Raw genomic sequence first — 22018 nt, forward strand, 5'->3', positions numbered from 1 at the left:
TGACGCGCATGTGACCGAAGTCGTGTTTACATCGGCCTGGGTCCCCGGTGCTTTCACGATGTCCGACGCGCTGTCAGTTTCTCCGCCGCCGCCGGCGATCCCGGTCGTGTCCCGTCCCGATCCGGGCCAACGCGAGCTGATGCGCCGCGAGCTGTCGCTGGGCGACGGCGTGCAGTTCGCCTTCGCCGCCGAACGCATCGCCGAGCCGACCCAGTGGAGCGTGCATCACGACCGCCACACCCTGATCGTGCATCTCGACGGCACGATGCGCCGGCTGGAAACCCGCATCGAAGGCGTCGGCCGCCTGCGCGCGCGGGCCGCGGCCGGCGACCTGTGGCTGATTCCGGCCGGCCGGCGTTACCAGGGCGAGGCGCGGGGCGGCGAGATCGCCTACGCCGAACTGACCATCGACCCGGCCCGCTACCCCGGCCTGCGCGACACCCCGGCCGGCGGCACCGACCTGGCCGCGCGCATGAAACACCACGACCCGCTGGTGCATGCGCTGGCCGCGCGGCTCGCCCAGCTGAGCGGCGAATCCGACGACCTGGCGGCGATGCTGTGCGACACGTTGAGCCAGAGCCTGTGCCTGCATCTGCTGCGCGAACACGGCGCCGCCGCCGCGCCGTCGCGGCCGCCGCGCGAGCCGTCGCCGCGCTTGAGCGAGCCGCAGCGGCGCCGGGTCGAGGACTACATCGCGTCGCATCTGGACCAGCCGATCCGTCTGGCCGCGCTGGCCGCGCTGACCGGCCTGAGCACCCATCGCCTGCTGATCGCGTTTCGCGCCAGCTTCGGCGCGACGCCGATCCAGTACGTGCTCGCCCAGCGCCTGCAACGGGTCTGCACGCGCCTGCGTCGCGGCGACGACGACATCACCACGATCGCGATCGGCAGCGGCTTTTCCAGCCACAGTCATCTGTCGGCCGTGTTCAAGCGTCAGTACGGCATCACCCCGAGCGAGTACCGCCAGCGCGGCTGAGCGCGGACCCGCGCGCATCGACGCCGGTCCGCCGGCGCCGCGGCCTTCGTCGCGAACGCAATTCGGCCGCCGCTCCCCACCCCGGTGCCGCGATCCCCTGTCGTCGGTCACGCTGACCATTCGGACATGGTGCGGCCGCGCCCGCGCTCTAGCATGATCGCGTCCACGATCGCGTCCATCGCGCGCACAGCCGGGCCCTGCCATCGGTCATGCCCACCAAGCGCCCATGGCCGGGTCACGTTTTGTGGCTAGGATCGTCTCACTGGCATCGTCTCAATCTGCACGGACCGCGTTCTCGCCGCGTCCACGTCCCTTCCCTGGAGCCCGCCGCATGCTGACCATTCGCGACCTCACCAAGACCTATGCCAACGGCGTGCGCGCGCTCGACGGCATTTCGCTGGACATTCCGCGCGGCATGTTCGGCCTGCTCGGCCCCAACGGGGCCGGCAAGTCGTCGCTGATGCGGACCCTGGCGACCTTGCAGGAGGCCGACGCCGGCAGCGCGATCCTCGACAACGGCGACGGCCCGGCCATCGACGTGCTGCGCGACAAGGACGCGGTGCGCCGGCAACTGGGCTATCTGCCGCAGGATTTCGGCGTGTACCCGAAGGTCAGCGCGCTCGACCTGCTCGAACATTTCGCCGTGCTCAAGGGCCTGACCAATCGCAAGCAGCGCCGCGAAGTGGTCGACGGCCTGCTGCACCAGGTCAACCTGTGGAACGTGCGCAAGCAGAAACTCGGCGGCTTCTCCGGCGGCATGCGCCAGCGCTTCGGCATCGCCCAGGCCCTGCTCGGCGATCCGCGCCTGGTGATCGTCGACGAACCCACCGCCGGCCTCGACCCGGAAGAGCGCAACCGCTTCCTCAACCTGCTGGCCGAGATCGGCGAGAACGTCGCGGTGATCCTGTCGACCCACATCGTCGAGGACGTCACCGACCTGTGCCCGAGCATGGCCATCGTCAACAAGGGCAAGGTGCTGCTCAGCGGCGAGCCGAACGCGGCGATCGCCGCGCTCAGCGATCAGGTCTGGCGCAAGCAGGTCAGCAAGGCCACCTTGTCGAGTTACGAAACCCGTTTCACCGTGCTGTCGACGCGACTGGTCGGCGGCCAGCCGGTGATTCACGTGTTCAGTCCGGACTCGCCCGAGGAGGGCTTCGAACGCGTCGCGCCCGATCTGGAAGACGTGTACTTCCAGCGCCTGCGCCAGCACGCGCGCGTCGCGGCCTGAGCGGAGCATCCCGATGATTCTTGAATTTTTCCGCTTCGAGCTGCGCCAGCAGCTGCGCTCGCCGTTGCTGTGGCTGTTCGCGCTGCTGTTCGGCTTGATGGCCTTCGGCGCCGCCTCCAGCGACGCGATCCAGATCGGCGGCGGCGTCGGCAACGTCAACCGCAATGCGCCGACCACGATCGCCACCTTCTACGGCATGTTCAGCCTGCTCGGCCTGCTGGTGATCGCGGTGTTCGTGTCCGGCGCCTTGCTGCGCGATTTCGAATTGGGCACGGCTGATCTGTTCTTCTCCAGCCCGATGCGCAAGCGCGATTTCCTGATCGGCCGCTTCGCCGGCGCCCTGGCCGCGAGCCTGCTGGTGTTCGTGATGATCACCGTCGGCCTGCTGATCGCGCCGTACATGCCCTGGGTCGATCCCGAGCGGGTCGGCGCGTTCTCGTTGCAGCCGTACCTGTGGAGCTTCGCGGTGTTCGTGCTGCCCAACCTGATCTTCATCGGCGCCTTGCTGGCGCTGCTGGCGGTCACCGGGCGCAGCCTGTTGATCGTGTATCTGGGCGTGATCGGCTTCTTCGTGTTGCGCGGCGTGGCCAACAGCCTGCTTGCCGATCTCGACAACGAGTGGCTGGCGACGATGATGGACCCGTTCGGCCTGACCGCGTTCCGGCGCACGGTGCGTTACTGGTCCGCGCCTGAACTCAACACCCGCCTGCCGGCGATCACCGGTTATCTGCTGGTCAACCGCGCGCTGTGGATGGGCGTGGGCGTGGCGATGATCGCCGCCGCGTTCGCCCTGTTCAAACCCCAGCGCACCGGCACCGGCAAGGCCTGGTTCCGGCGCAAGCGCAAGGCCGCGGCGGCGATCGATGCGCAGGGCGCGGGCAAGCCGGCGCCGAAGGTGCAGCCGACGTTCTCGGCCACGACCGCGCGCACCCAGTTCCTGCACGCGCTGCGCTTCGACACCGTCGGCGTGCTCAAGAGCGTGCCGTTCCTGATCATCCTCGCCTTCGCCGTGACCAGCTTCCTGGCCAGCGCCGGCTCGGTCCAGAGCATCTTCGGCACCAAGACCTATCCGACCACCTCGCTGATGCTCACCGCGCTGCAGGGCAGCTACAGCTTCATGCTGATCTTCGTGGTGATGTTCTACGCCGGCGAACTGGTGTTCAAGGAACGCGGCGTCAAGCTGGCCGAAGTCAGCGACGCGATGCCGGTGCCCAACTGGCTGCCGCTGCTGAGCAAGTTCATCGCCCTGATCGCGGTGGTGCTGGTGTTCCAGGCGATCGGCGGCGTGGCCTCGATGGTCATGCAGTTGTTCAAGGGCTACAGCGCGCTGGAGCCGCTGCTGTACGCCAAGCAACTGCTGCTCGATTCGATCCCGTTCGTGCTGATGGGCGGACTGGCGCTGGTGCTGCAGGTGCTGACCAACAACAAGTTCATCGGCTACGGCCTGCTGATCGTGGTGGTGATCCTGCAGGCCACGCTCGGCCTGATGCACTTCGAGCACAACCTCTACAACTACGCCAACGCACCGGGCGCGCCGTATTCGGACATGAACGGCTACGGCCAGTTCCTCGGCGCGCGGCTGTGGTTCCAGACCTACTGGGGCCTGCTGCTGCTCGCGCTGATGCTGCTCGCCGCGGCGTTCTGGGTGCGCGGCGTGGCGCCGAGCCTGCGCGAGCGCATCAAGCTGGCGCGCGCGCGCCTGCGCGGCGGTCGCGGCGTCGCCCTGGCGGTCGCGGTGCTGGCCTGGGTCGCGGCCGGCGGCTGGATCTTCTGGAACACCAACGTGCTCAACCGCTACGTGCCGTCGGACGTGGCGATGGACGAGCAGGCGCGTTACGAGAAGCAGTACCGCAAGTACCACAACCTGCCGCAGCCGCGCATCGTCGCGGTCGAGAACGAGGTCGACCTGCGTCCGGAAACCCTCAGCGTGCGCACCCGCGGCCACTACGAAATCGTCAACCAGCATGCCGCGCCGATCGCCGAGTTCCATATCGCGGTCGATCCCGACGCGACGATCGAGAAGCTTGAGTTCGGCGGCGCCAAGCTGATCCATGACGATGCGCGCGTGGGCTATCGCATCTATCGCCTGGACAAGCCGATGCAGCCGGGCGAACACCGCCAGTTGAACTTCGTCCAGTCCTACGCCCAGCGCGGCTTCTCCAACGAGCCGAGCAACACCCAGATCGTCGCGAACGGCAGCTTCTTCAACTCGTCGGTGTTCCCGAGCTTCGGCTACAGCGAAGGCCGCCAGCTCAGCGACCGCAACGAACGCCGCAAGCGCGGCCTGGGCGAAGCGCCGCGCATGCCCAAGCTCGAGGACCAGGCCGCGCGCGCGAATCACTACATCGCCTCCGATGCGGACTGGATCGACTTCAATACCACCGTGTGCACCGCGCCGGACCAGATCGCGCTGTCGCCGGGTTATCTCAAGCGCGAGTTCCGTCGCGACGGCCGCCGTTGCTTCGAATATGCGATGGACCGGCCGATGCTGCCGTTCTACTCGTACCTGTCGGCGCGCTGGGAGGTGCGCCGCGCCGAGCACGCCGGCATTCCGATCGAGGTGTACTACGATCCCAAGCACGCCTACAACGTCGACCGCATGATCGACGGGGTCAAGAAGTCGCTGGACTACTTCCAGGCGAACTTCACCCCGTACCAGCACCGGCAGGTGCGCATCCTCGAGTTCCCAGGCTATTCGCGTTTCGCCCAGAGCTTCGCCAACACCATCCCGTTCTCCGAATCGATCGGCTTCGTCGCCGACCTGCGCGATCCCGAGGCGGTCGACTACGTGTTCTACGTGACCGCGCACGAAGTCGCGCACCAGTGGTGGGCGCACCAGGTGATCGGCGCCAACGTGCAGGGTTCGACGATGCTGTCGGAATCGCTGTCGCAGTATTCGGCGCTGATGGTGATGGAGAAGGAATACGGCCGGGCCAAGATGCGCCGCTTCCTCAAGTACGAACTGGACCGTTACCTGTCCGAGCGCGGCGGCGAGCGGCTGGAGGAATTGCCGCTGTACCGGGTGGAGAACCAGCAGTACATCCATTACCGCAAGGGCTCGCTGGTGTTCTATCGCCTGCGCGAGGAACTGGGCGAGGCGACGGTCAATCGCGCGCTCAGGCGCTTCCTGGAAGACAAGGGCTACCAGAACCCGCCGTACACCACCTCGGCCGAGTTGCTGGAGTACCTGCGCGCGCAAGCCAAGCCCGAGCAGCAGCAACTGATCACCGACCTGTTCGAGAAGATCAGCTTCTACGACAACCGCGTGGTCGAGGCGAGTTCGAAGAAGCGTCCCGACGGTAAGTACGAAGTCAGCTTGAACCTGCACGCGGCCAAGTTGTACGCCGACGGCAAGGGCAAGGAGACCGCCGCGCCGCTGGACGACTGGATCGAGATCGGCGTGTTCGCGCGCGGGCCGTCGGGCAAGGAAGGCGACGAGAAGGTCTTGTCGCTGGAGCGTCGTCACATCACCAGGAACGATCAGACGGTGACGGTGGTGGTCGACCAGGCGCCGTACGAGGTCGGGTTCGATCCGTACAACAAGTTGATCGATCGGGTGCCGGCGGATAATCGCAAGAAGTTGTGATGCTGTTTATCCGAGGCAACACGTTGTGATCGGGTGTTCTCAATAAGAAGTTGAGATTCTCGTGCGGCGAACTGCATGCCCCCTTTGCAAAAGGGGGCGGACGCCCAGCGACGGCACGAAGTAGTAAGCGATCCCCCGCGCGCGGGGGATTCGCTTTTTTGGCCTTTGTCCTTCTTCTCTGCTGGGAGCCCGGCTTTGGCTCAGGGGCTGACGCGGCAGTGTTGAAACCTGCGTCGTCGTTATGTTTGCGCGGTCGCGGCTTGCGCCGCTCCTACAGGTAGGCCATGTAGCTTTGGCTTGTGCCTGAAGTCGAGCAGTTCATCCAGCGCTGCGACGCTTGGAACTCGCGAGAACAACAGAACACCCGAAGGGCGGCGCACATGGATGTGCGCCGTGCGCCACCGAGACAGGATGTCTCGTGTGGCGCATGCCTGCGAATGCACCGCACGCACGGGCCCTTGATTCACAAAAAAGCGTTTTTCTTTGGTTACCTTTCTTTTGTCGCTTTTGACAAAAGAAAGTAACTCGGCCGCTTGCGGACGAAAGCTGTTGATCTTGCCTCTGGCTTCAAAGCTCTAGAGCTTCAAAGCTTCAAAGCTTCGAAGCCTTTAAAGCCTTTAAAGCTGCAAGCAGGATCAAAAGCGTTCCGCCGCTGAAGCGGCGGGTCACTTTCTTTTGTCAAAAGCAACAAAAGAAAGGTAACCAAAGAAAAATGCTTTTTTGTGAATCAAGTGCCCGCAAGATCGGTGCTGACGCGGGCATGCGCCACACGGGACATCCATGTCCCGGTGGCGCACGGCGTGCATCCTGCACGCCGCCCTTCGGGTGTGCGTTTGCTAACGCAAGTCAGTGGCCTCGCAGCGCTGGAAGTGGACGACGAAATGGGGCGTAAGCCAAAGCTAGGTGCTCTGGAATTATTGAGATCGCGGACCTGCGTCGGGCTTTGAGTCCGGGCGTTCTGTACGAAGCACCCCTGTAGGAGCTGCGCAAGCTGCGACCGGCATGTGACCGATCGCGCCGCGGGTTGCGCCAGGTTGCGCGGTGGGTGCGGGTTCGCGGTCGCAGCTTGCGCAGCTCCTACAGGAGGGCAATCCGGCATACGTCGACCGGGGAGAAGGGGGGGGGCTGGCAACGACGAAGCCAGAAAACAGCGGCTTGGCCATGCAATTTCGGGTGTTTGTTTCCCCGATAAGCAACCGCAACAAGCAGTTCCAGCCGCGCAGACCCACCCGCCACCCAAGTCCCGATCCAGGCAATGGACTCCAGCCCGGCCAGGGTCCAGCCCCAACCCGGCGACCACATGACCGCCCGCTAACGCCTCCCACCCGGCAAAACTGGCGGTTTGGTCCGGTTTCGCGTACAGTTCGCGCCGTTCAGCGCACGGCTGCCTCCCCGCAAGGGTACGTTTCCCAGGTTGCCTGTCGCCCCGCACCGAGTTCTCGGATTCGCCGGCGCGACTTTTTATCCCGCACGTCTTTCGTAGCGCAGACACGGCCCGGAGCTTCCGGCGTCGTCAAATTTAGATACTCGCAGCGCGGTTCAAGGGAACGCTGGGGTCATCACGCGATCGTCTCGTTCGCGCGTCCGTTCCGTCGGGCGCGTCGCGTGCGCGCATCGCGAACCACTGGAGTTCCAACATGACGTTTGAATCGCTTGGGCTTGCGCCCGCGCTGCTGCGCGCGCTGTCCGAACAGAACTACATCAACCCCACCCCGATCCAGTCCGAAGCGATCCCGCTCGCGCTGGCCGGGCACGACCTGCTCGGCGGCGCCCAGACCGGCACCGGCAAGACCGCCGCGTTCGGTCTGCCGCTGCTGCACCGTCTGGCCACCACGCCGGGCAACAGCCAGCGCAAGCCGCGCGTGCTGATCCTGGCCCCGACCCGCGAGCTCGCGCTGCAAGTCAGCGACAGCCTGCGCGCTTACGCCAAGTACCTGCGCATCAACGTGCACGCCATCTTCGGCGGCGCCGGCATGGGCCCGCAGCTCGACGCGCTGCGTCGCGGCGTCGATGTGCTGGTCGCCACCCCGGGCCGTCTGATCGATCACCTCGAGCGCGGCAGCGCCAAGCTCGACGCGGTCGAAGTGCTGGTCATGGACGAAGCCGACCGCATGCTCGACATGGGCTTCCTGCCCGCGATCAAGCGCATCCTCGGCCGCCTGCCGCCGCAGCGTCAGACCCTGTTGTTCTCGGCGACGTTCGAGGCGCAGATCAAGCAGCTGGCACTGGAGTTCATGCGCAACCCGCAGCAGGTGCAGATCGCCTCCAACAGCGTCGTCGCCGATGCGATCACCCATCGCGTGCATCCGGTCGACGGCGGCCGCAAGCGCGATCTGCTGATCCAGATCCTCGCGTCGCGCCCGAACGATCAGGTGATCGTGTTCGGCCGCACCAAGCACGGCTGCAACCGTTTGTCCGAGCAGCTCGAGGAAGCCGGTCTGAAGTCGGTCGCGATCCACGGCAACAAGAGCCAGGCGCAGCGTCAGAAAGCCCTGCGCGATTTCAAGGCGAACAAGGCCCGCGTGCTGGTCGCCACCGACGTCGCCGCGCGCGGTCTCGACATTCCGAGCCTGCCGCTAGTGATCAACTTCGATCTGCCGATGGTCGCCGAGGACTACGTCCACCGTATCGGCCGCACCGGCCGCAATGGTCTGACCGGTGAGGCGCTGTCGCTGGTGTCGCCGGACGAGGGCGGTCTGCTGCGTCAGATCCAGCGCATCCTCAAGGACGACATCGAGATGGTGACGGTCGCCGGCTTCGAGCCGTCGCGTCCGATCCGCATGGGTTCCGACGCTCCGGGCGCGCGTCGTCCCGGCGCTCCGGGCGGCAACCGCGCCGGCGCCAACGCGCCGCGCAAGCCGGCGCATCGTCCGCACGGCAAGCCGCCGGCGCGTCATGCGCATGCCGGTCCGAAGCAGCACCGCGGTGGCGGTGCCGGCGCGGGTCAGCCGGGTCAGCGGCGCGATCGCAACGCGGGTTGATTGATCGGCGAGGTTCGCCGGTGATGCAAAAAGGGTCGGCTTAGCCGGCCCTTTTTGTTTGGGCGGGTGTTTGGTCTGGGATGGCGACCGTGAATCGCGGTTGGTGTGCTGATGTCTGCGGTTGCATCGCTGCCTCTTTAGCAGCGACGCAGGCCGCGACTGCGGGAATGCAGCTACGAAGAACGTTTCGTCGTTGCCGTGATGGCGCGGTCGCGGCTTGCGCCGCTCCTACAGGTAGGCCATGCCGCTTTCGCTTGAAGCCGCGCAGTTCATCCAGCGCTGCGAGGCTTGGGACTCGCGAGAACAAATGCACACCCGAAGGGCGACGCGCATGGATGCGCGTCGCGCGCCACCGGGACATGGATGTCCCGTGTGGCGCGTGCCCACGTCGGCACCGAGCTTGCGGGCCCTTGATTTACAAAAAAGCATTTTTCTTTGGTTACCTTTCTTTTGTTGCTTTAGACAAAAGAAAGTGACCCGCCGCTTCAGCGGCGGAACGCTTTTGATCTTGCTTGCAGTTTTAAAGGCTTCAAAGCTTTGAAGCTCTAGAGCTTTTGAAGCCAAAGGCAAGATCAACAGCTTTCGTCCGCAAGCGGCCGAGTTACTTTCTTTTGTCAAAAGCGACAAAAGAAAGGTAACCAAAGAAAAACGCTTTTCTTTGAATCAAAGGCCCGCGCGTGCGGAGCATTCGCGGGCACGCGCCACACGGGACATCCTGTCCCGGTGGCGCGCGGCGCACATCCATGTGCGCCGCCCTTCGGGTGTGCCTTTGCCAACGCGAGTTACAAGCTTCGCAGCGCTGGTGATGTACGACGGAATGAGGCGCAAGCCAAGGCCTGAGCAAGAGCTAAAAAATAGAGGCCGCGCTGAGCTGCAAAGGCGAAGGCAAGCGGTAAGGCAAAGGGCCAGGGGCAAGGCAAGAGCAAGGCAAGGGCAAGGTAGAGGTAAAGGTAAAGATCATCGAATTGCACCGGCTTGCGCCGCCGCGATCGGCAATCAAACCTCGCCCAATCGTCCCGCCTCGCGTCGATCGCGCCCATTCTCCTTGGCGCGATACAAGGCCGCATCGGCCCCGTCGAACAAGGTCCGCACGTGGGTGTGGACACCCGGCACGCAGGTGTACAGGCCGATGCTCAGGCTGACGCGTTGGTCGGCCGCGCCTTCGCCATAGCGCGCGTCGAGGCTGCGCATGTCGGCGAGGATCGCGTCGGCGACGCGGGCGGCGCCTTCGACGTGGGTGTCGGGCAGGATCACCGCGAACTCGTCGCCGCCGAATCGCGCGGCCAGGTCGCGCGGACGGCGCGCGTGCGAGGCGATGATCTGGGCGATCTGGCGCAGCAGTTTGTCGCCGGCGCGGTGGCCTTCGGAATCGTTGTAGGCCTTGAAGAAATCCACGTCGATCAAGGCCAGCGACATCGGCGCGCGGGTGCGGCGCGCGCTCGACAGTTCGCGCTGCAACACGTGATCGAAACGGCGGCGGTTGCCGAGTTGGGTCAGGGTGTCGAGGTTGGCTTCGCGCCGCCAATGCCGCAGGTGGCCGATCAGCCAGGCCAGGTAGGCCAGCGCGATCATCACGATCGTCGTCGCCGGCGGGAACCACACATCGCCCAGGCGCAGCAGCAGCACGCTGCCGGCCGCGGTCGCCAGCGCGGTTGCGCCGAGGGTCAGCAGCGGGCGCTGAAAACGCGGATGCAGCATCAGCAGGACCACGGCGAACAGCATCGCCGCGGCCAGCAACGCCTGCCACAGCGGCCGCAACGGCACGATCGCGCGGTCGTGCAGCAGCATCTCGATCACGTTGGCCTGGTACTCGGCGCCGTGCATGCGCAGGTCGTCGGACATCGGGGTGAGGTAGCTCGGCACCAGCCCGGTCGCGGTCACGCCGATCACCACCCAGCGCCCGCGCAGCAGGTCGGCCGGTACTTCGCCGTTCAACACGTCCGAATACGAAACCTGGCCGAAGGTGCCCGGCGGTCCGGCGAAGCGGATGCGCACGTAGTTGTCGCGCGTCCATTGGTAGGGCGAGCCGTGTTCGTCGGCGGGACGGCGCAGGCCGGGCAGCGGGTTAGGCACGCTGGCCGGTTCCAGGCCGATCAGCGCCAGTGCGAGCGCGGGCCAGCGCGATTCGCCCAGGCCGGCCTTGAGGTACATGCCGCGGGTGGTGCCCTCGGCGTCGAGTTCGATATCGGTGTGGCCCAGGGTGGTCGCGGCGGTCGCGATCACCGGGGTCGGCAGCACTTCCACCGGCGGCGCGTTCTGGCGCAGCGGCGCGGTGGTCACCGGCAGGGCGACGCGGCCGAGCCGGCGCATCGCGGTGGCGAGCGCGCGGTCGTGTTCGTCGCCGCTGCGGTCGGCCTCGGCCAGCACCAGGTCCAGCGCCACGCCGCGCACGCCGGCGTAGCCGAGGCGGTCGAGCATCTGCGCGTGGATGTCGCGCGGCCACGGCCATTGGCCGATCTCGTTGAGGCTGCGGTCGTCGATGGCGACGATCACCACGTCGTCGTCGGGCGCGTAGGTCCAGTGCGACAGGTGCAGGTCGTAGAGAAAATCGTCGAGCCGCCAGGTCGCGCCGCTGACGGTCAGCAACGCGGCCAGGCCGCCGGCCAGCAGAGCGGCACCGCCACGCATCAGCCTGGACAGCGCGCTCGGGGTCATAAGGCCAGCAGCAACAAGGCCGCGCCGGCGGCGCCGGCGCCGTAGCACACGCGGCAGGGCAGGCGGATCTGCTGCGCCGGGCCGTACGGGGCGGCGTAGCCGTCGTCTTCGAGCGTCTGCACGCGCACGTACCAGGTGCCGCCGCCGGGACGCTTGAGTTCCACCTGCGGTACGTCGACTTCTTGTTCGAGCAGCAGCTTGGCGAAGTCGGGCTTGCGCGCGATCTGCACGCGGTAACGCTGGCCGGGTTCGCCCTTCTGCCAGCGCAGGGTCAGCAAGCCCTTGGCCGCCTGCGGCGATTCCAATCCCGGATCGACCGGCGCGTCGCTGACGGTGAACGGCAAGACGTTGCCGAAGCGGCCGCTGCGGCCGGCGGCGTCGCGCGAGGCGACGCGCCAGAAGTAGTTGCCGGGCGGCAGCGCGTCGTCGGGGCGATAGCGCTGGCCCTTGAGTTCGGTGTCGACCAGCGGTTGTTCGAAGCGATCGTCGCGCGCCAGTTGCAGGCGGGTGCGTTCGGCGTCGGCGGCGTGCGCCCATTCGAACCGCGGCCGCGGCACGCTGACGGTCTGGCCGTCGAGCGGGCTGATCGTCAGCGGCGGCAAGGGTTGATCGTTGACGGTGAACACCCGTTCGCTGTCGCGGCCGCTCAGGCCGTTGGCGGCGATCGCGCGCACCAGCAGGCGCTGGCGTCCGGCCGGCAGGTCGTCGATGCGCACCTGCGGGCTGTCGACGCGGCTTTCGTACAACAACACTTCCGGCGCATCGTCGCGGACCACTTCGACCCGATAGCCGATCGCGCCGGGCACCGGCGTCCACGCCACGCTGGCAGGCAGCGGTTCCAGCCGGGTGCCATCGTCGAGCAGGCTCGGCGCGGGCAGCAGGGCGATCGCGGCGGTGGGCGCGGTGCCGGCCGCGGCGACCGTGCCGAAGCCGGGCAACACCAGCACCTGACTGCGTTGCGAACCGACCTGGACCTTGCCTTCGAGCACTTCGGTCGCATCGGCCGCGCCGTGGTCGCCGGCGCTGACGCGGAAATGGGTGCCGCGCACGCTGGAGGTCGCCGACGGGGTTTCGATGATGTAGCGCGAGGCCGGGCCCTTGGCCGGGATCACCCGGTTGCTGGTGCGGCCGCGCTGCAGGCGCATGCGCGTGTCGACCATGCCGGTGCTGCCGTAGCTGCTGAGTTCGTCGAACACGATGCGGCTGTTGTCCTGCACCATCAGGCGCGAACCGTCGGCGAATTCGAGGGTCGCGCTGGCGCCCGGTCCGGTTTCCAGCCGGCTGCCGATGCCGATGCGCATGCCTTCGCTGACCAAGCGGGCCGGCGCGTTGTCGGAGGCCAGCACGTTGACCGCGCCGCGCACCGCGACGACCTTGGCCTTCGCCGGTTCGATCCGCAGCCAGCCGATCGGGAACGCCATGCGCGTGCCCGGCGGCAGGTGATAGGGGTTGGCGATGCGGTTGTGTTCCTGCAGGCGGCGCCAGTTGATGCCGGCCTTGAGGTGCTTGGCGCCCAGGTCCCACAAGGTGTCGCCGGGACGGACCCGATAGCTCCAGTCCTGGGCCTGGGCCAGGCCGCAGCCGGCCAGCAGCAGCGCCGACACGGCGAGGCAACGACCCAGGCGCCGGCGAAGGGCGGCGGCCGCGCGCCGGCCGGCGTGCGTCGCATCAAGGGGCGAGGGCGCAGTAATCGAAGGCATCCGTATTCCGGGCTGAGTGAGACGACGTGTGCCAGCAAGCAGCCGGCAGGAGGCGCAACAACCTGCAATTATGCGGCTTCGGTCACGTTTTTTCCGCCATCTGCCTGGCCGAGCGTGGCCTGGGGCGGATGGACGGTGTCGGCCAGTACCTTGATTGCGTATGTCTCCAAAGTGGATGCGACGATCGGCCGGCGTCATGCGGGCTGATTTGCTGCGTACTTCGGGGCGATCGTAGCGCCGATGCGGGCGAGTTTGCGATGTGGCGGCGGGCGCGAGGTTTCGGGCGCTGCGGCCCGGTCGGCCGGTGGCGATGGGGCCGGCCGGATGCGGGCGCCGCTTGGCTTGTCCGGGTGAGAGTTCGTGGCGGTTTTGTGTCGTTGGAAACGGCGATGCGCATGCGCGCCGCTCACTGCAATGACCGCAACACTCGCCGGTTCGCACCGGCGAGCGCCCGCGTCATCGCGCGACTCAGCCTTTCTTCGCCGCGATCCAGCGATCGATCTTGCCGTCGAGCACATCCAGCGGCACCGAACCGTCCTTGAGCACTTCGGCGTGGAACTCGCGGATGTCGAAACGCGCGCCGAGGGCTTTCTCGGCGCGCTTGCGCAGTTCCATGATCTTGAGTTCGCCGATCTTGTACGCCAGCGCCTGGCCGGGAATGGCCATGTAGCGTTCGGCTTCGGCGGTCGACTGGGTTTCGCTTTCGGCCGAGTTGGCCAGCATGTAGGCGATCACCTGTTCGCGGGTCCAGCCCTTGCTGTGCAGGCCGGTGTCGACGACCAGGCGGATCGCGCGCCACAACTCGTTCTGCAGATAACCGAAGCGGTCGTACGGGGTTTCGTACACGCCCAGGGCGGTGCCGAGCGATTCGGCGTACAGGCCCCAGCCTTCGCTGAAGGCGGTCTCGCCGCCGAAGCGGCGGAACTTCGGCAGGTCGGTGAGCTCCTGCTGCAAGGCCAGCTGGAAGTGATGGCCCGGGATCGCCTCGTGCAGGTACAGGTCTTCGGCGTCCCAGGTCTTGCGCGTGGGCAGGTCGAAGGTGTTGACGTAGAAGATGCCCGGACGCGTGCCGTCTTCGCTGGGCCGCATGTACGAGCCGCCCGCGGCCGATTGCGCGCGATAGGCCTCGACCGGGCGGATCTCGAACGGCGCCTTCGGCGTGAGCGAGAACAGTTGCGGGATCTTCTGGTTGATCTTCGCTTCCAGGCCGCGGTAATGCGCGAGCAGCGCCGGTTCGTCCTTGAAGGTGAAACGCGGGTCGTTCTGCATGAACTTGAAGAAGTCCTGCAGCGTGCCCTTGAATTTCAGCTCGACCAGGATCGAGTTCATCTCGCCGTGGATGCGCGCGACTTCGTCCAGGCCGATCTGATGGATCTGCGCCGGCGTCATCGAGGTGGTGGTCGAACGACGCGCGTTGAACGCGTACCACGCCTCGCCGTTGGGCAATGCGCTCATGCCGGCGGTGTCGCGGGTGTGCGGCAGGTAATCGTCGCGGATGAAATCGCGCAGACGCCGGTAGGCCGGCATCAGCTGGGTGTCGATCATGCGGCGGTAGTCGTCGCTGAGCCGGGTCTTGTCGGCCTGCGAAAACGAAGCCGGCAGATTCGCGATCGGCTTCCAGAACAGGCTGTCCTCGGGCTTGTCCTTGACCAGCGCATCGAGCTGCGACACCACCTTGACCATCAGCGGCCTGGGCTGGACCACGCCGCGCTTGATGCCTTCGCGGCTGTTGGCGATGAGCTGGTCGAACACCACCGGCACCAGCGCGCCGCGCTTGAGCCAGTTGTCGTAGTCGGCGACGGTCTTGAACGGCTGCGACCCGGTGCCGGACCCGAGCTGGGCGACGCTGGAGGCGAAATTGCCGAACTGGTTGATCGGCTGCAGCCAGGTCGGGTAGCGATCGGATTCCAGGTCCATCTTCGCGTTGCGCACGAAGATTTCGTAGCTCAGCAGGTCCTGCGCGGACAGGCCTTGCGAGCCGACCGCTTCGATGGTCTTGAGCCAGCGCTGGGTGAATTCGCGACTTTGCTTGCGGAACTGCGAACTGGCGAAGTTGGGCAGCTGATCGTTGTAGCGCGCATCGCCTTGCGCGGTGGCGCGCAGCGGGTTGAGCTTGAGCTGTTCTTCCCAGTACTGCTCGTACAGACGCTTGAGTTTTTCGCCCTTGGTCTGCACGGTGACCGCGGGCGCGGCTGTCGCGGCCGGCGTGGATTGGGCGAACGCGGGCAGGGCCAGGCACAGCGTGCCGGCCAGGGCGAGCGATACGGCCGCGCGCAAGGCGAGCGCGGGCGCGCGGCGGGGCGTGCTGGAACGACGGAACGGGGACGGGCGCATGCGGCATCGATCCGGACGGATGGAATGGCAGACTCGCGCGCGCCGTGGGCGAGGGCATGAGCCGAAGGTCATGCGCGATCGCGCGTGGGGGCGATGGCGGTCGCGTTTGGCGATGCGCGCGGTGACTCCAGCGTAGTCACGCGCCGCGAATGAGGGTTTCGCACTGTAGGAGCGGCGCGAGCCGCGACCGCATCCTCGCAGGTTCGCCGCGACCGTTTGAATGCGCGGTCGCGGCTCGCGCCGCTCCTACAGGGGGCGACCAACTCGCGTGGCGACCGGGCTTTATGCCGGCCGCGAGCGCGTTCGATACGCGACGCTCAATCGTCCAGATCAGGCAGGCGCAGGCGGGTGGTGTAGAAATCGCTGGGCTGGCCGATGTCGCGCGCGAAGAACAACAGGCCGCGATCCCACAGCACGGTGGGATGGAATTCGTCCCAGGCGGTGTTGACGCAGGGGCCGAGGTTCTTCGGCGCGCCGAAGCTGCCGTCGCGCTGCTGCCGCGCCGCGTACAGATCGCCCCAGCCGTAGCCCAGGTCGGGCAGCGGATCGCCGGGAAAATCCAGGCGGGTGAACAGCAGGACGCGGCCGTCGGGCGAGATCTCCGGATTGAATTCCCAGCGCTGCGCGCTGTTGACCGCGCCGGCGATTTTCTCCGCCGGTGCGTAGTGGCCGTCGCGTTGGCGGCGGCTGCGGTAGATGTCGAATTCGCCGTCGCGGTCGCTGGCGAAATACACCGTGCCGCGCAGGTCCATGCTCGGATACAACTCATCGCCGCCGCTGTTGACCGCCGCGCCCAGGTTTTGCGGTTCGCTCCATCCGCGCGCGCCGCGGCGGGCGATCCACACGTCCATTTTCGCCGCCACGCCGTCGGCGCGCGGCCGTTCGGAGGAGAACACCAGGTAACGACCGTCGGGCGATACGAACGGGTCCATGTCGCTGTGGACGCCGGAGAACGGCGCGACCTGCGGCGTGCTCCAACCTGATGGCTGCCGCTGCGAGGTCATGATGGTCGCGCGTTCGCGCGTGCCCGGCCACCAGCCGGTGGTGGTCGCCCAATAGGCGCGCAGCCGGGTCGGGGTGAAACTCAGCCGCCATTCCCAGCGCGGGGTGGAGATGGTGCCTTCTTCGAATTTGCGCACCGGCGGACACGATTGAGCGGCGTGGCCGGGCATCGCGATGATGGCGAGCGCGCAGGCGCTGACAGCGACGGCAAGATGCGAGCGAAGCGACATGGCGGCATTCCTGTGGGAAGTGGCCGCAGCCTGCGCCGGCGAATGCGGGTTGCTCATGCTGCTGGGACGAATGCGCGGTTCGCCGGGACCAATGCGGCGTCCGCGATTGCCAGCGCGGCGACGCCGGTCCAGCATGGCCGGCATGCGCAATCGACTGTCGCTGCTGCTGGTGGTGCTGGGCTGGTGGACCCTCAACGCCTTGGTCTGGGTCGGCCAGGTCGCGACCATGCGCGAAGCCGCCGGGCAGGCGCCGCAATGGGCGGACACGCTGCGCCAGCAATTGGCCAGCGCCTGGCTGTGGGTGCCGATCACGCTGTTTCTATTGTGGGTGGTGCGCCGCTATCCGTTCGAACGCGGCCGCCATGCGCGCGCGGCGCTGGCGCAGGCCGCGGCGGTGGCGCTGGTGATCGTGCTGCGCGCGTTGGCGGTGATCGGCTTGAACGGCTGGATCGGCTGGTATGCGGTGTTGCCGCCGTTGGGCGAGGTGCTGATCGCCAGCGTGCTCAACAACCTGCTGATGAGCTGGATGATCGTCGGCGTCGCGCATGCGCTGGTGTACGCGCGCCGCGCGCGCCGCCGCGAGCGTCAGGCGATGCAACTGGAAGCGCGGCTGGCGCGGGCGCGGCTGGATGCGCTGACCGCGCAGCTCAACCCGCATTTCCTGTTCAATGCCTTGAATTCGATCGCCGAGATGGTGCATCGCGATCCCGACGGCGCCGATCGCATGATGGTCGATCTGGGCGCGCTGCTGCGCCACAGCCTGGACAGTTCGCGCAGCCAGGAAATCGCCTTGCGCGACGAACTGGCCGCGCTGGATCATTACATCGGCATCGAGAAGATCCGGCTCGGCGATCGCCTGCAAGTGCGGTGGTCGATCGATTCGACGCTGCTCGATGCGCAGGTGCCGCAGTTGCTGCTGCAACCGCTGGTGGAGAACGCGATCCATCATGCGGTGGCGACCCGCACCACGCCCGGTCAGGTGTCGGTGCGCGCGCAACGCGATCATGCCGAACTGCTGCTGGAAGTCAGCGACGACGGCGGCCAACGCAGCGCGCCGCCGGGCGCCGGCCTGGGCCTGGGCAATACCCGCGAACGCCTGCGTTGTCTGTACGGCGAGGATCATCGGTTCGAGATCGGCGCGCGCGCCGGTGGAGGCACCCAGGTCTGCCTGCGGCTGCCGTTGCGGATGGCGCCGGCCGGCGGGGTGGCGGCGTGAGCGCGTTCGGCGTGAATGGCCCCGGCATGAGCGCGCCGCTGCGCGCGGTGGTGGTCGACGACGAGGCGATGTCGCGCGCGCGACTGCGTCGTCTGCTGGGGCAGCAGCGCGATGTCGAGGTGGTCGCCGAATGCGCCGACGGCGACAGTGCGTTGGCGGCCTTGCGGCGCTTGCGTCCGGACGTGGTGTTTCTGGATATCCGTCTGCCCGACCTCAACGGCTTCGGTGTGATCGATGCGTTGCCGCCCGAACAGCGGCCGCAAGTGGTATTCGTGACCGCGCACGCCGAGCATGCGCTGCGCGCGTTCGATGCGCAGGCGATCGATTACCTGCTCAAGCCGTATTCGGCCGAACGCCTGCAGGCGGCGTTGGAGCGCATTCGCCGCTTGCGCGCGCCGACGCCGGCGGCACCGTTCGTCGCATCGGCCGAGGGTTTCGCGCAGCGGCTCGCGGTGCCGGTCGGCGCGCGTCTGCGCCTGCTCCCGGTCGAGACGATCGAATGCGTGATCGCGCAAAGCAACTATGTCGAGCTGCGCGCCGAGGGTCAGACCTATGTGCTGCGCGAGACCTTGAGCGGTCTGCATGCGCGGCTGGACCCGCGCCGCTTCGTGCGCATCCATCGCTCGCGGATCGTGCGCGTGGATGCGGTGCGCGACATCGAGCATCTCGACGGCGGGCGCTATGTGCTGCGGCTGGCGAACGGATTGCGTCTGGCCAGCGGCGCGAGTTATCGCGAACGGGTGCGCGAGGCGATGGGGTTGGGGTGATCGCGTTGCGAATTTAGCGATGCGACGCGGATCGTGCCCGCGGGTCGCGCCTGTATCCGTGACTGTCCCGTGCCCGTGCCTATGTCCGTGTCCGTATCTGTATTTGTATCCTTATCCATCGTCGCTTCATGTCCGTCATCCCCGCGAAGGCGGGGATCCAGAGGCTTCAGCGCCATCCCTCAATTCGTCATTCCCGCGAACGCGGGAATCCAGTGACTTTGATCGTGGTTGCACGAAAGTCACTGGATTCCCGCGTTCGCGGGAATGACGGTCTGGGGGATGAAGTTCCGGCTGGAACGTTGCGTGGTTTATTGCGATGACGCTATTGAAAAGCGTCAACCGCAGCCTCAATCCGCCGCCGCCTCATCGCGCAACTGCTTAGCCCGCGCATGGCCCAGATAGCCGTGAATCCACACCCGCAGCAGATAGATCAACGGAATCATCGCGAACGCCGCCAGCATCTTGTAGCCGTAGTTGACCGTGCTGATCGCCAGGAACTGCGGGATCGGCCAGTGCTGCGGGCCGAGCACGAAGGCGATGTACAGCACCACGAAGCTGTCGACCAGTTGCGACACCGCGGTCGAGCCGGTCGCGCGCAACCAGATGTGCTTGTCGCCGGTGGCGCTGCGGATGCGATGGAACACCGCCACGTCGATCAGCTGGCCCAGCATGAAGGCGACCAGCGAGCCGCCGATGCTCCACATGCCTTGGCCGAAGATCGCCGCGAACGCGGCCTGATAGTCGGGCACGCCCTGCGCCTGCGCGGCCTTGACCCACCAGCCGGCCGGCGCCAGCGCGATCGCGGCGAACGCGAACACAAAGCCGTAGGCGATCAGGATCGCCGCCAGCCACGAGATCAGGCGCACGCCGCGACGGCCGAAGAATTCGTTGATGACGTCGGTCATCAGGAACACCACCGGCCACAGCAGGGTGCCGGCGGTGAAGTTCAACGAGCCGGTCTGACCGAACAGATTCCATTGCAGCGGGGCGATGCCGAGGGTGTCCTCCAGGGCGAAGATCTTGACCCCGATGAACTCGGCCAGCGCCGCGTTGACGCAGAAGAACGCCGACAACACGATGAACAAGCGCAGCGAGCGGTCCTGCAAGGTGCGCGTGCCTTCGCCGCCGGCGAACGGAATGCTGGACTCGCCCGCGCTCACCGCTTCGGCCTCACGCGATAGATCACGCCGCTCTTGTCGTCGGTGAACAAAAAGCTGTCGCGGCCGGTGTGCAGCACGTCGCAGGGACGGCCGAGCACCTTGCCGTCGGCGAGGAAACCGGTGATCAGATCGCCGCCGCTGCGGCCGTCGGCCTTGACCCGCACGAGGCGGTAGCCGTGGTTGAGCGCGAGCTTGCTGGCGCCGTGCAGCGCGACCACGAACTCGTCGCTCAACTGGCCTTTGTCGCTGGACGGAAACCAGGCCAGGCCCAGCGCGGACGCGTGCGAGGGGAAATACGCGAAGGTCTTGGGCGCGCTCGCGCAGCCGCTCTTGCGCGGAAACTTCGGATCGGCCGCGACCTTGCCGTTGCTGTAATAGCAATACGGCCAGCCGTAATCGGCGCCATCGTTGACCACGAACATGGTTTCGTCGGGCTTCTGGTCGCCCAGGTGATCGGAGCCTTGGTTGGTCGCGTACAACTTGCCGTCGCGGTACAGCAGGCCGACCGCGTTGCGCAGGCCGCGCGCGTAGATGCGGCGCTGGCTGCCGTCGGGATTCATCTGCAGGATCGCCGCGCGCACGTCTTCTTTTTCCACGCAGGCGTTGCAGCTGCTGCCGACCGAGACGTACAGCTTGCCGTCGCCGAACGCCAACGTGCGGGTCAGGTGCCAGCCGCCGTATTTGTAGCTCAGGCCGTAGTCGGGAAAGCTGGCCAGCACTTCGGGTTCGGATGAAGGCTTGAGGTCGCCGCTGCGGTAGCGATAGCGCAGCAGCTTGTCGGTGTTGGCCAGGTACAGCCACGACTGGCCGGCGGCGTCGGTGTGGAAGGCGACGCTGTTGGGATTGCGCTGCTTGTCCAGGTACACCGAGACCTTGCTGTAGCGCTCGGTCTTTTCGTCCCAGCCGTCGAGCGCGTACACGCGGCCGAGCTTGTTGTCGCTCAGGTTCTGCATGTCGGTGACGAACACTCGGCCGTCCGGGCTGCGGGCGAAGAAACGCACGCGCTTGAGCCCTTGCACCACCGGCATGATTTCGAGATTGGCCGGCAGGTTGAGCGAGAAGCTGCGGCCGTCGTCGAGCTTGACTGGGTGCGGGGTGAGCGGCGCGGCCGCGGCGTGAGCGGTGTCGGCGAATATCGCGCCGCCGCACAGCAACGCGGTCGCGGCGAGGGTGCGGGCCAGGCTGGCCAAAGCAAAGGTCATGAACTGCGCTCCGAATCGGCGGTGGCGCCCGCTGCGGGCGCGGAGAAGGGAATGGTCGAGGGCGAGACCGCGCCGCCGGAGATGATGAAGCTCATCGCCTGATCGACGGTCCAGTCGGTCGGGGTGATCAGTTCCACCGGCACGATTTCCAGATAACCCGAGGTCGGGTTGGGCGTGGTCGGCACGTACACCGCGGCGAGTTCGCGGCCGGTGCCTTCCTCGCGCATGACCTTGGTGACGAAGCCGATCGACTTCATCTCGTTATGCGGGAAATCCACCAACACCACGCGCTGGGTGCCGTCGGGCTTGGTCTGCAGGATGTCGAGCAACTGCCGCGCGCTGCCGTAGATGGTGCTGGCCAGCGGGATGCGCTTGATCATCGCCTCGAACCAGCGCAGCACGGTCTGGCCGACCACGCGCCGCGCCATCGCGCCCGACAGCAGGATCACACCGACGGTGGCGATCAGGGCGATCGCGGTCTGCACCCACTGATCGTCCAACCAGCCCAGGGCCTGCGGCGAGGTGGTGGCCAGATTGTTGAGCAGAGGGCCGATCAGCGGACGGCTGGTGTCGGACAGCAGGACGAATACGAACTTGACCACGACCCAGGTCAGCCAGATCGGCAACAGGGTCAACAGGCCGGTGAGGAACAGGCGTTGCAGATTGGGCGGGCGCATGGCGCGGATTGTAGGGGAGGGAACTGGTTTGCGTGGTGTCGGGGCGGTGCCTGGTTTGGCGGTGCTGGTCGGGAGGTGGTGCGTGGGTTGGTGGGATGGCGCGGTGGAGGCGCGGCGGAGCTTAGGTAGTTACACGTTGTTGCGCGGGCTAAAAGCGAATCCCCCGCGCCGGTCGATACGGGGCTCCGGGGCGCGGCGTCGGGCGCTCGCCCCCTTTTGCAAAGTGGGCGATGGTTTTCGTGGCTTCGTTCGGATGTGGGAGCTGCGACGACGCGATCGCTTGTATGAGGTTGGCGTCAAACGC

At 66.7% G+C, this 22018-nt stretch carries 14 protein-coding genes; 6 read left to right on the plus strand and 8 right to left on the minus strand.

Annotation, left to right across the window (positions count from 1 at the left end; all coding sequences use genetic code 11):
* Positions 1 to 106: 106 nt before the first annotated feature.
* From IEQ11_RS07975 to IEQ11_RS07990, 4 genes are all read left to right on the plus strand, one after another.
* The gene (locus tag IEQ11_RS07975) at positions 107 to 976 is read left to right on the plus strand and encodes an AraC family transcriptional regulator (protein WP_191821445.1); all 870 of its coding nucleotides are present in this window, start codon (positions 107 to 109) and stop codon (positions 974 to 976) included.
* A gap of 331 nt (positions 977 to 1307) precedes the next feature.
* The gene (locus IEQ11_RS07980) at positions 1308 to 2204 is read left to right on the plus strand and encodes an ABC transporter ATP-binding protein (protein ID WP_036114746.1); all 897 of its coding nucleotides are present in this window, start codon (positions 1308 to 1310) and stop codon (positions 2202 to 2204) included.
* Between the two features lie 13 nt (positions 2205 to 2217).
* On the plus strand, positions 2218 to 5790 hold the full coding sequence (locus IEQ11_RS07985) for an ABC transporter permease/M1 family aminopeptidase (RefSeq protein WP_191821446.1): 3573 nt from the start codon (positions 2218 to 2220) through the stop codon (positions 5788 to 5790).
* 1637 nt (positions 5791 to 7427) lie between these two features.
* A complete protein-coding gene (locus IEQ11_RS07990; protein ID WP_036115933.1) occupies positions 7428 to 8771 on the plus strand; it encodes a DEAD/DEAH box helicase in 1344 nt (447 codons plus the stop codon).
* A 228-nt stretch (positions 8772 to 8999) separates the two neighbouring features.
* Here the strand turns inward: IEQ11_RS07990 and IEQ11_RS07995 are convergent, their stop codons facing one another.
* The 5 genes from IEQ11_RS07995 to IEQ11_RS08015 all read right to left on the minus strand — a co-directional run bounded on the left by IEQ11_RS07995 (position 9000) and on the right by IEQ11_RS08015 (position 16692).
* The gene (locus IEQ11_RS07995; RefSeq protein WP_247024758.1) at positions 9000 to 9413 is read right to left on the minus strand and encodes a hypothetical protein; all 414 of its coding nucleotides are present in this window, start codon (positions 9411 to 9413) and stop codon (positions 9000 to 9002) included.
* A gap of 354 nt (positions 9414 to 9767) precedes the next feature.
* On the minus strand, positions 9768 to 11426 hold the full coding sequence (locus IEQ11_RS08000) for a CHASE2 domain-containing protein (protein ID WP_057921201.1): 1659 nt from the start codon (positions 11424 to 11426) through the stop codon (positions 9768 to 9770).
* Positions 11423 to 13030, minus strand: a complete 1608-nt coding sequence (locus IEQ11_RS08005) for a FecR domain-containing protein (RefSeq protein ID WP_247024760.1) — start codon at positions 13028 to 13030, stop codon at positions 11423 to 11425. The genes IEQ11_RS08000 and IEQ11_RS08005 overlap by 4 nt, the downstream gene beginning before the upstream one ends.
* 564 nt (positions 13031 to 13594) lie before the next feature.
* A complete protein-coding gene (locus tag IEQ11_RS08010; protein ID WP_343226534.1) occupies positions 13595 to 15460 on the minus strand; it encodes a DUF885 domain-containing protein in 1866 nt (621 codons plus the stop codon).
* 317 nt (positions 15461 to 15777) lie between these two features.
* A complete protein-coding gene (locus IEQ11_RS08015) occupies positions 15778 to 16692 on the minus strand; it encodes a TolB family protein (protein WP_191821872.1) in 915 nt (304 codons plus the stop codon).
* 142 nt (positions 16693 to 16834) lie between these two features.
* Between IEQ11_RS08015 and IEQ11_RS08020 the strand changes: the two genes are divergently transcribed.
* Positions 16835 to 17908, plus strand: a complete 1074-nt coding sequence (locus IEQ11_RS08020; RefSeq protein WP_191821873.1) for a sensor histidine kinase — start codon at positions 16835 to 16837, stop codon at positions 17906 to 17908.
* Between the two features lie 26 nt (positions 17909 to 17934).
* Complete coding sequence (locus IEQ11_RS08025) at positions 17935 to 18675, plus strand: LytR/AlgR family response regulator transcription factor (protein WP_191821874.1); 741 nt, start codon at positions 17935 to 17937, stop codon at positions 18673 to 18675.
* 347 nt (positions 18676 to 19022) lie between these two features.
* Here IEQ11_RS08025 and IEQ11_RS08030 read toward each other — a convergent pair whose 3' ends face one another.
* The 3 genes from IEQ11_RS08030 to IEQ11_RS08040 are packed head-to-tail and all read right to left on the minus strand — an operon-like array spanning position 19023 to position 21714.
* Complete coding sequence (locus IEQ11_RS08030) at positions 19023 to 19835, minus strand: queuosine precursor transporter (protein ID WP_096414051.1); 813 nt, start codon at positions 19833 to 19835, stop codon at positions 19023 to 19025.
* Entirely contained in the window at positions 19832 to 21037 is a 1206-nt protein-coding gene (locus tag IEQ11_RS08035) for a PQQ-dependent sugar dehydrogenase (RefSeq protein WP_191821875.1), read from the minus strand. The genes IEQ11_RS08030 and IEQ11_RS08035 overlap by 4 nt, the downstream gene beginning before the upstream one ends.
* On the minus strand, positions 21034 to 21714 hold the full coding sequence (locus IEQ11_RS08040) for a DUF502 domain-containing protein (RefSeq protein WP_191821876.1): 681 nt from the start codon (positions 21712 to 21714) through the stop codon (positions 21034 to 21036). The genes IEQ11_RS08035 and IEQ11_RS08040 overlap by 4 nt, the downstream gene beginning before the upstream one ends.
* Positions 21715 to 22018 lie beyond the last annotated feature (304 nt).

The sequence above is a fragment of the Lysobacter capsici genome (assembly GCF_014779555.2).
In the GTDB taxonomy this organism is placed as follows: domain Bacteria; phylum Pseudomonadota; class Gammaproteobacteria; order Xanthomonadales; family Xanthomonadaceae; genus Lysobacter; species Lysobacter capsici.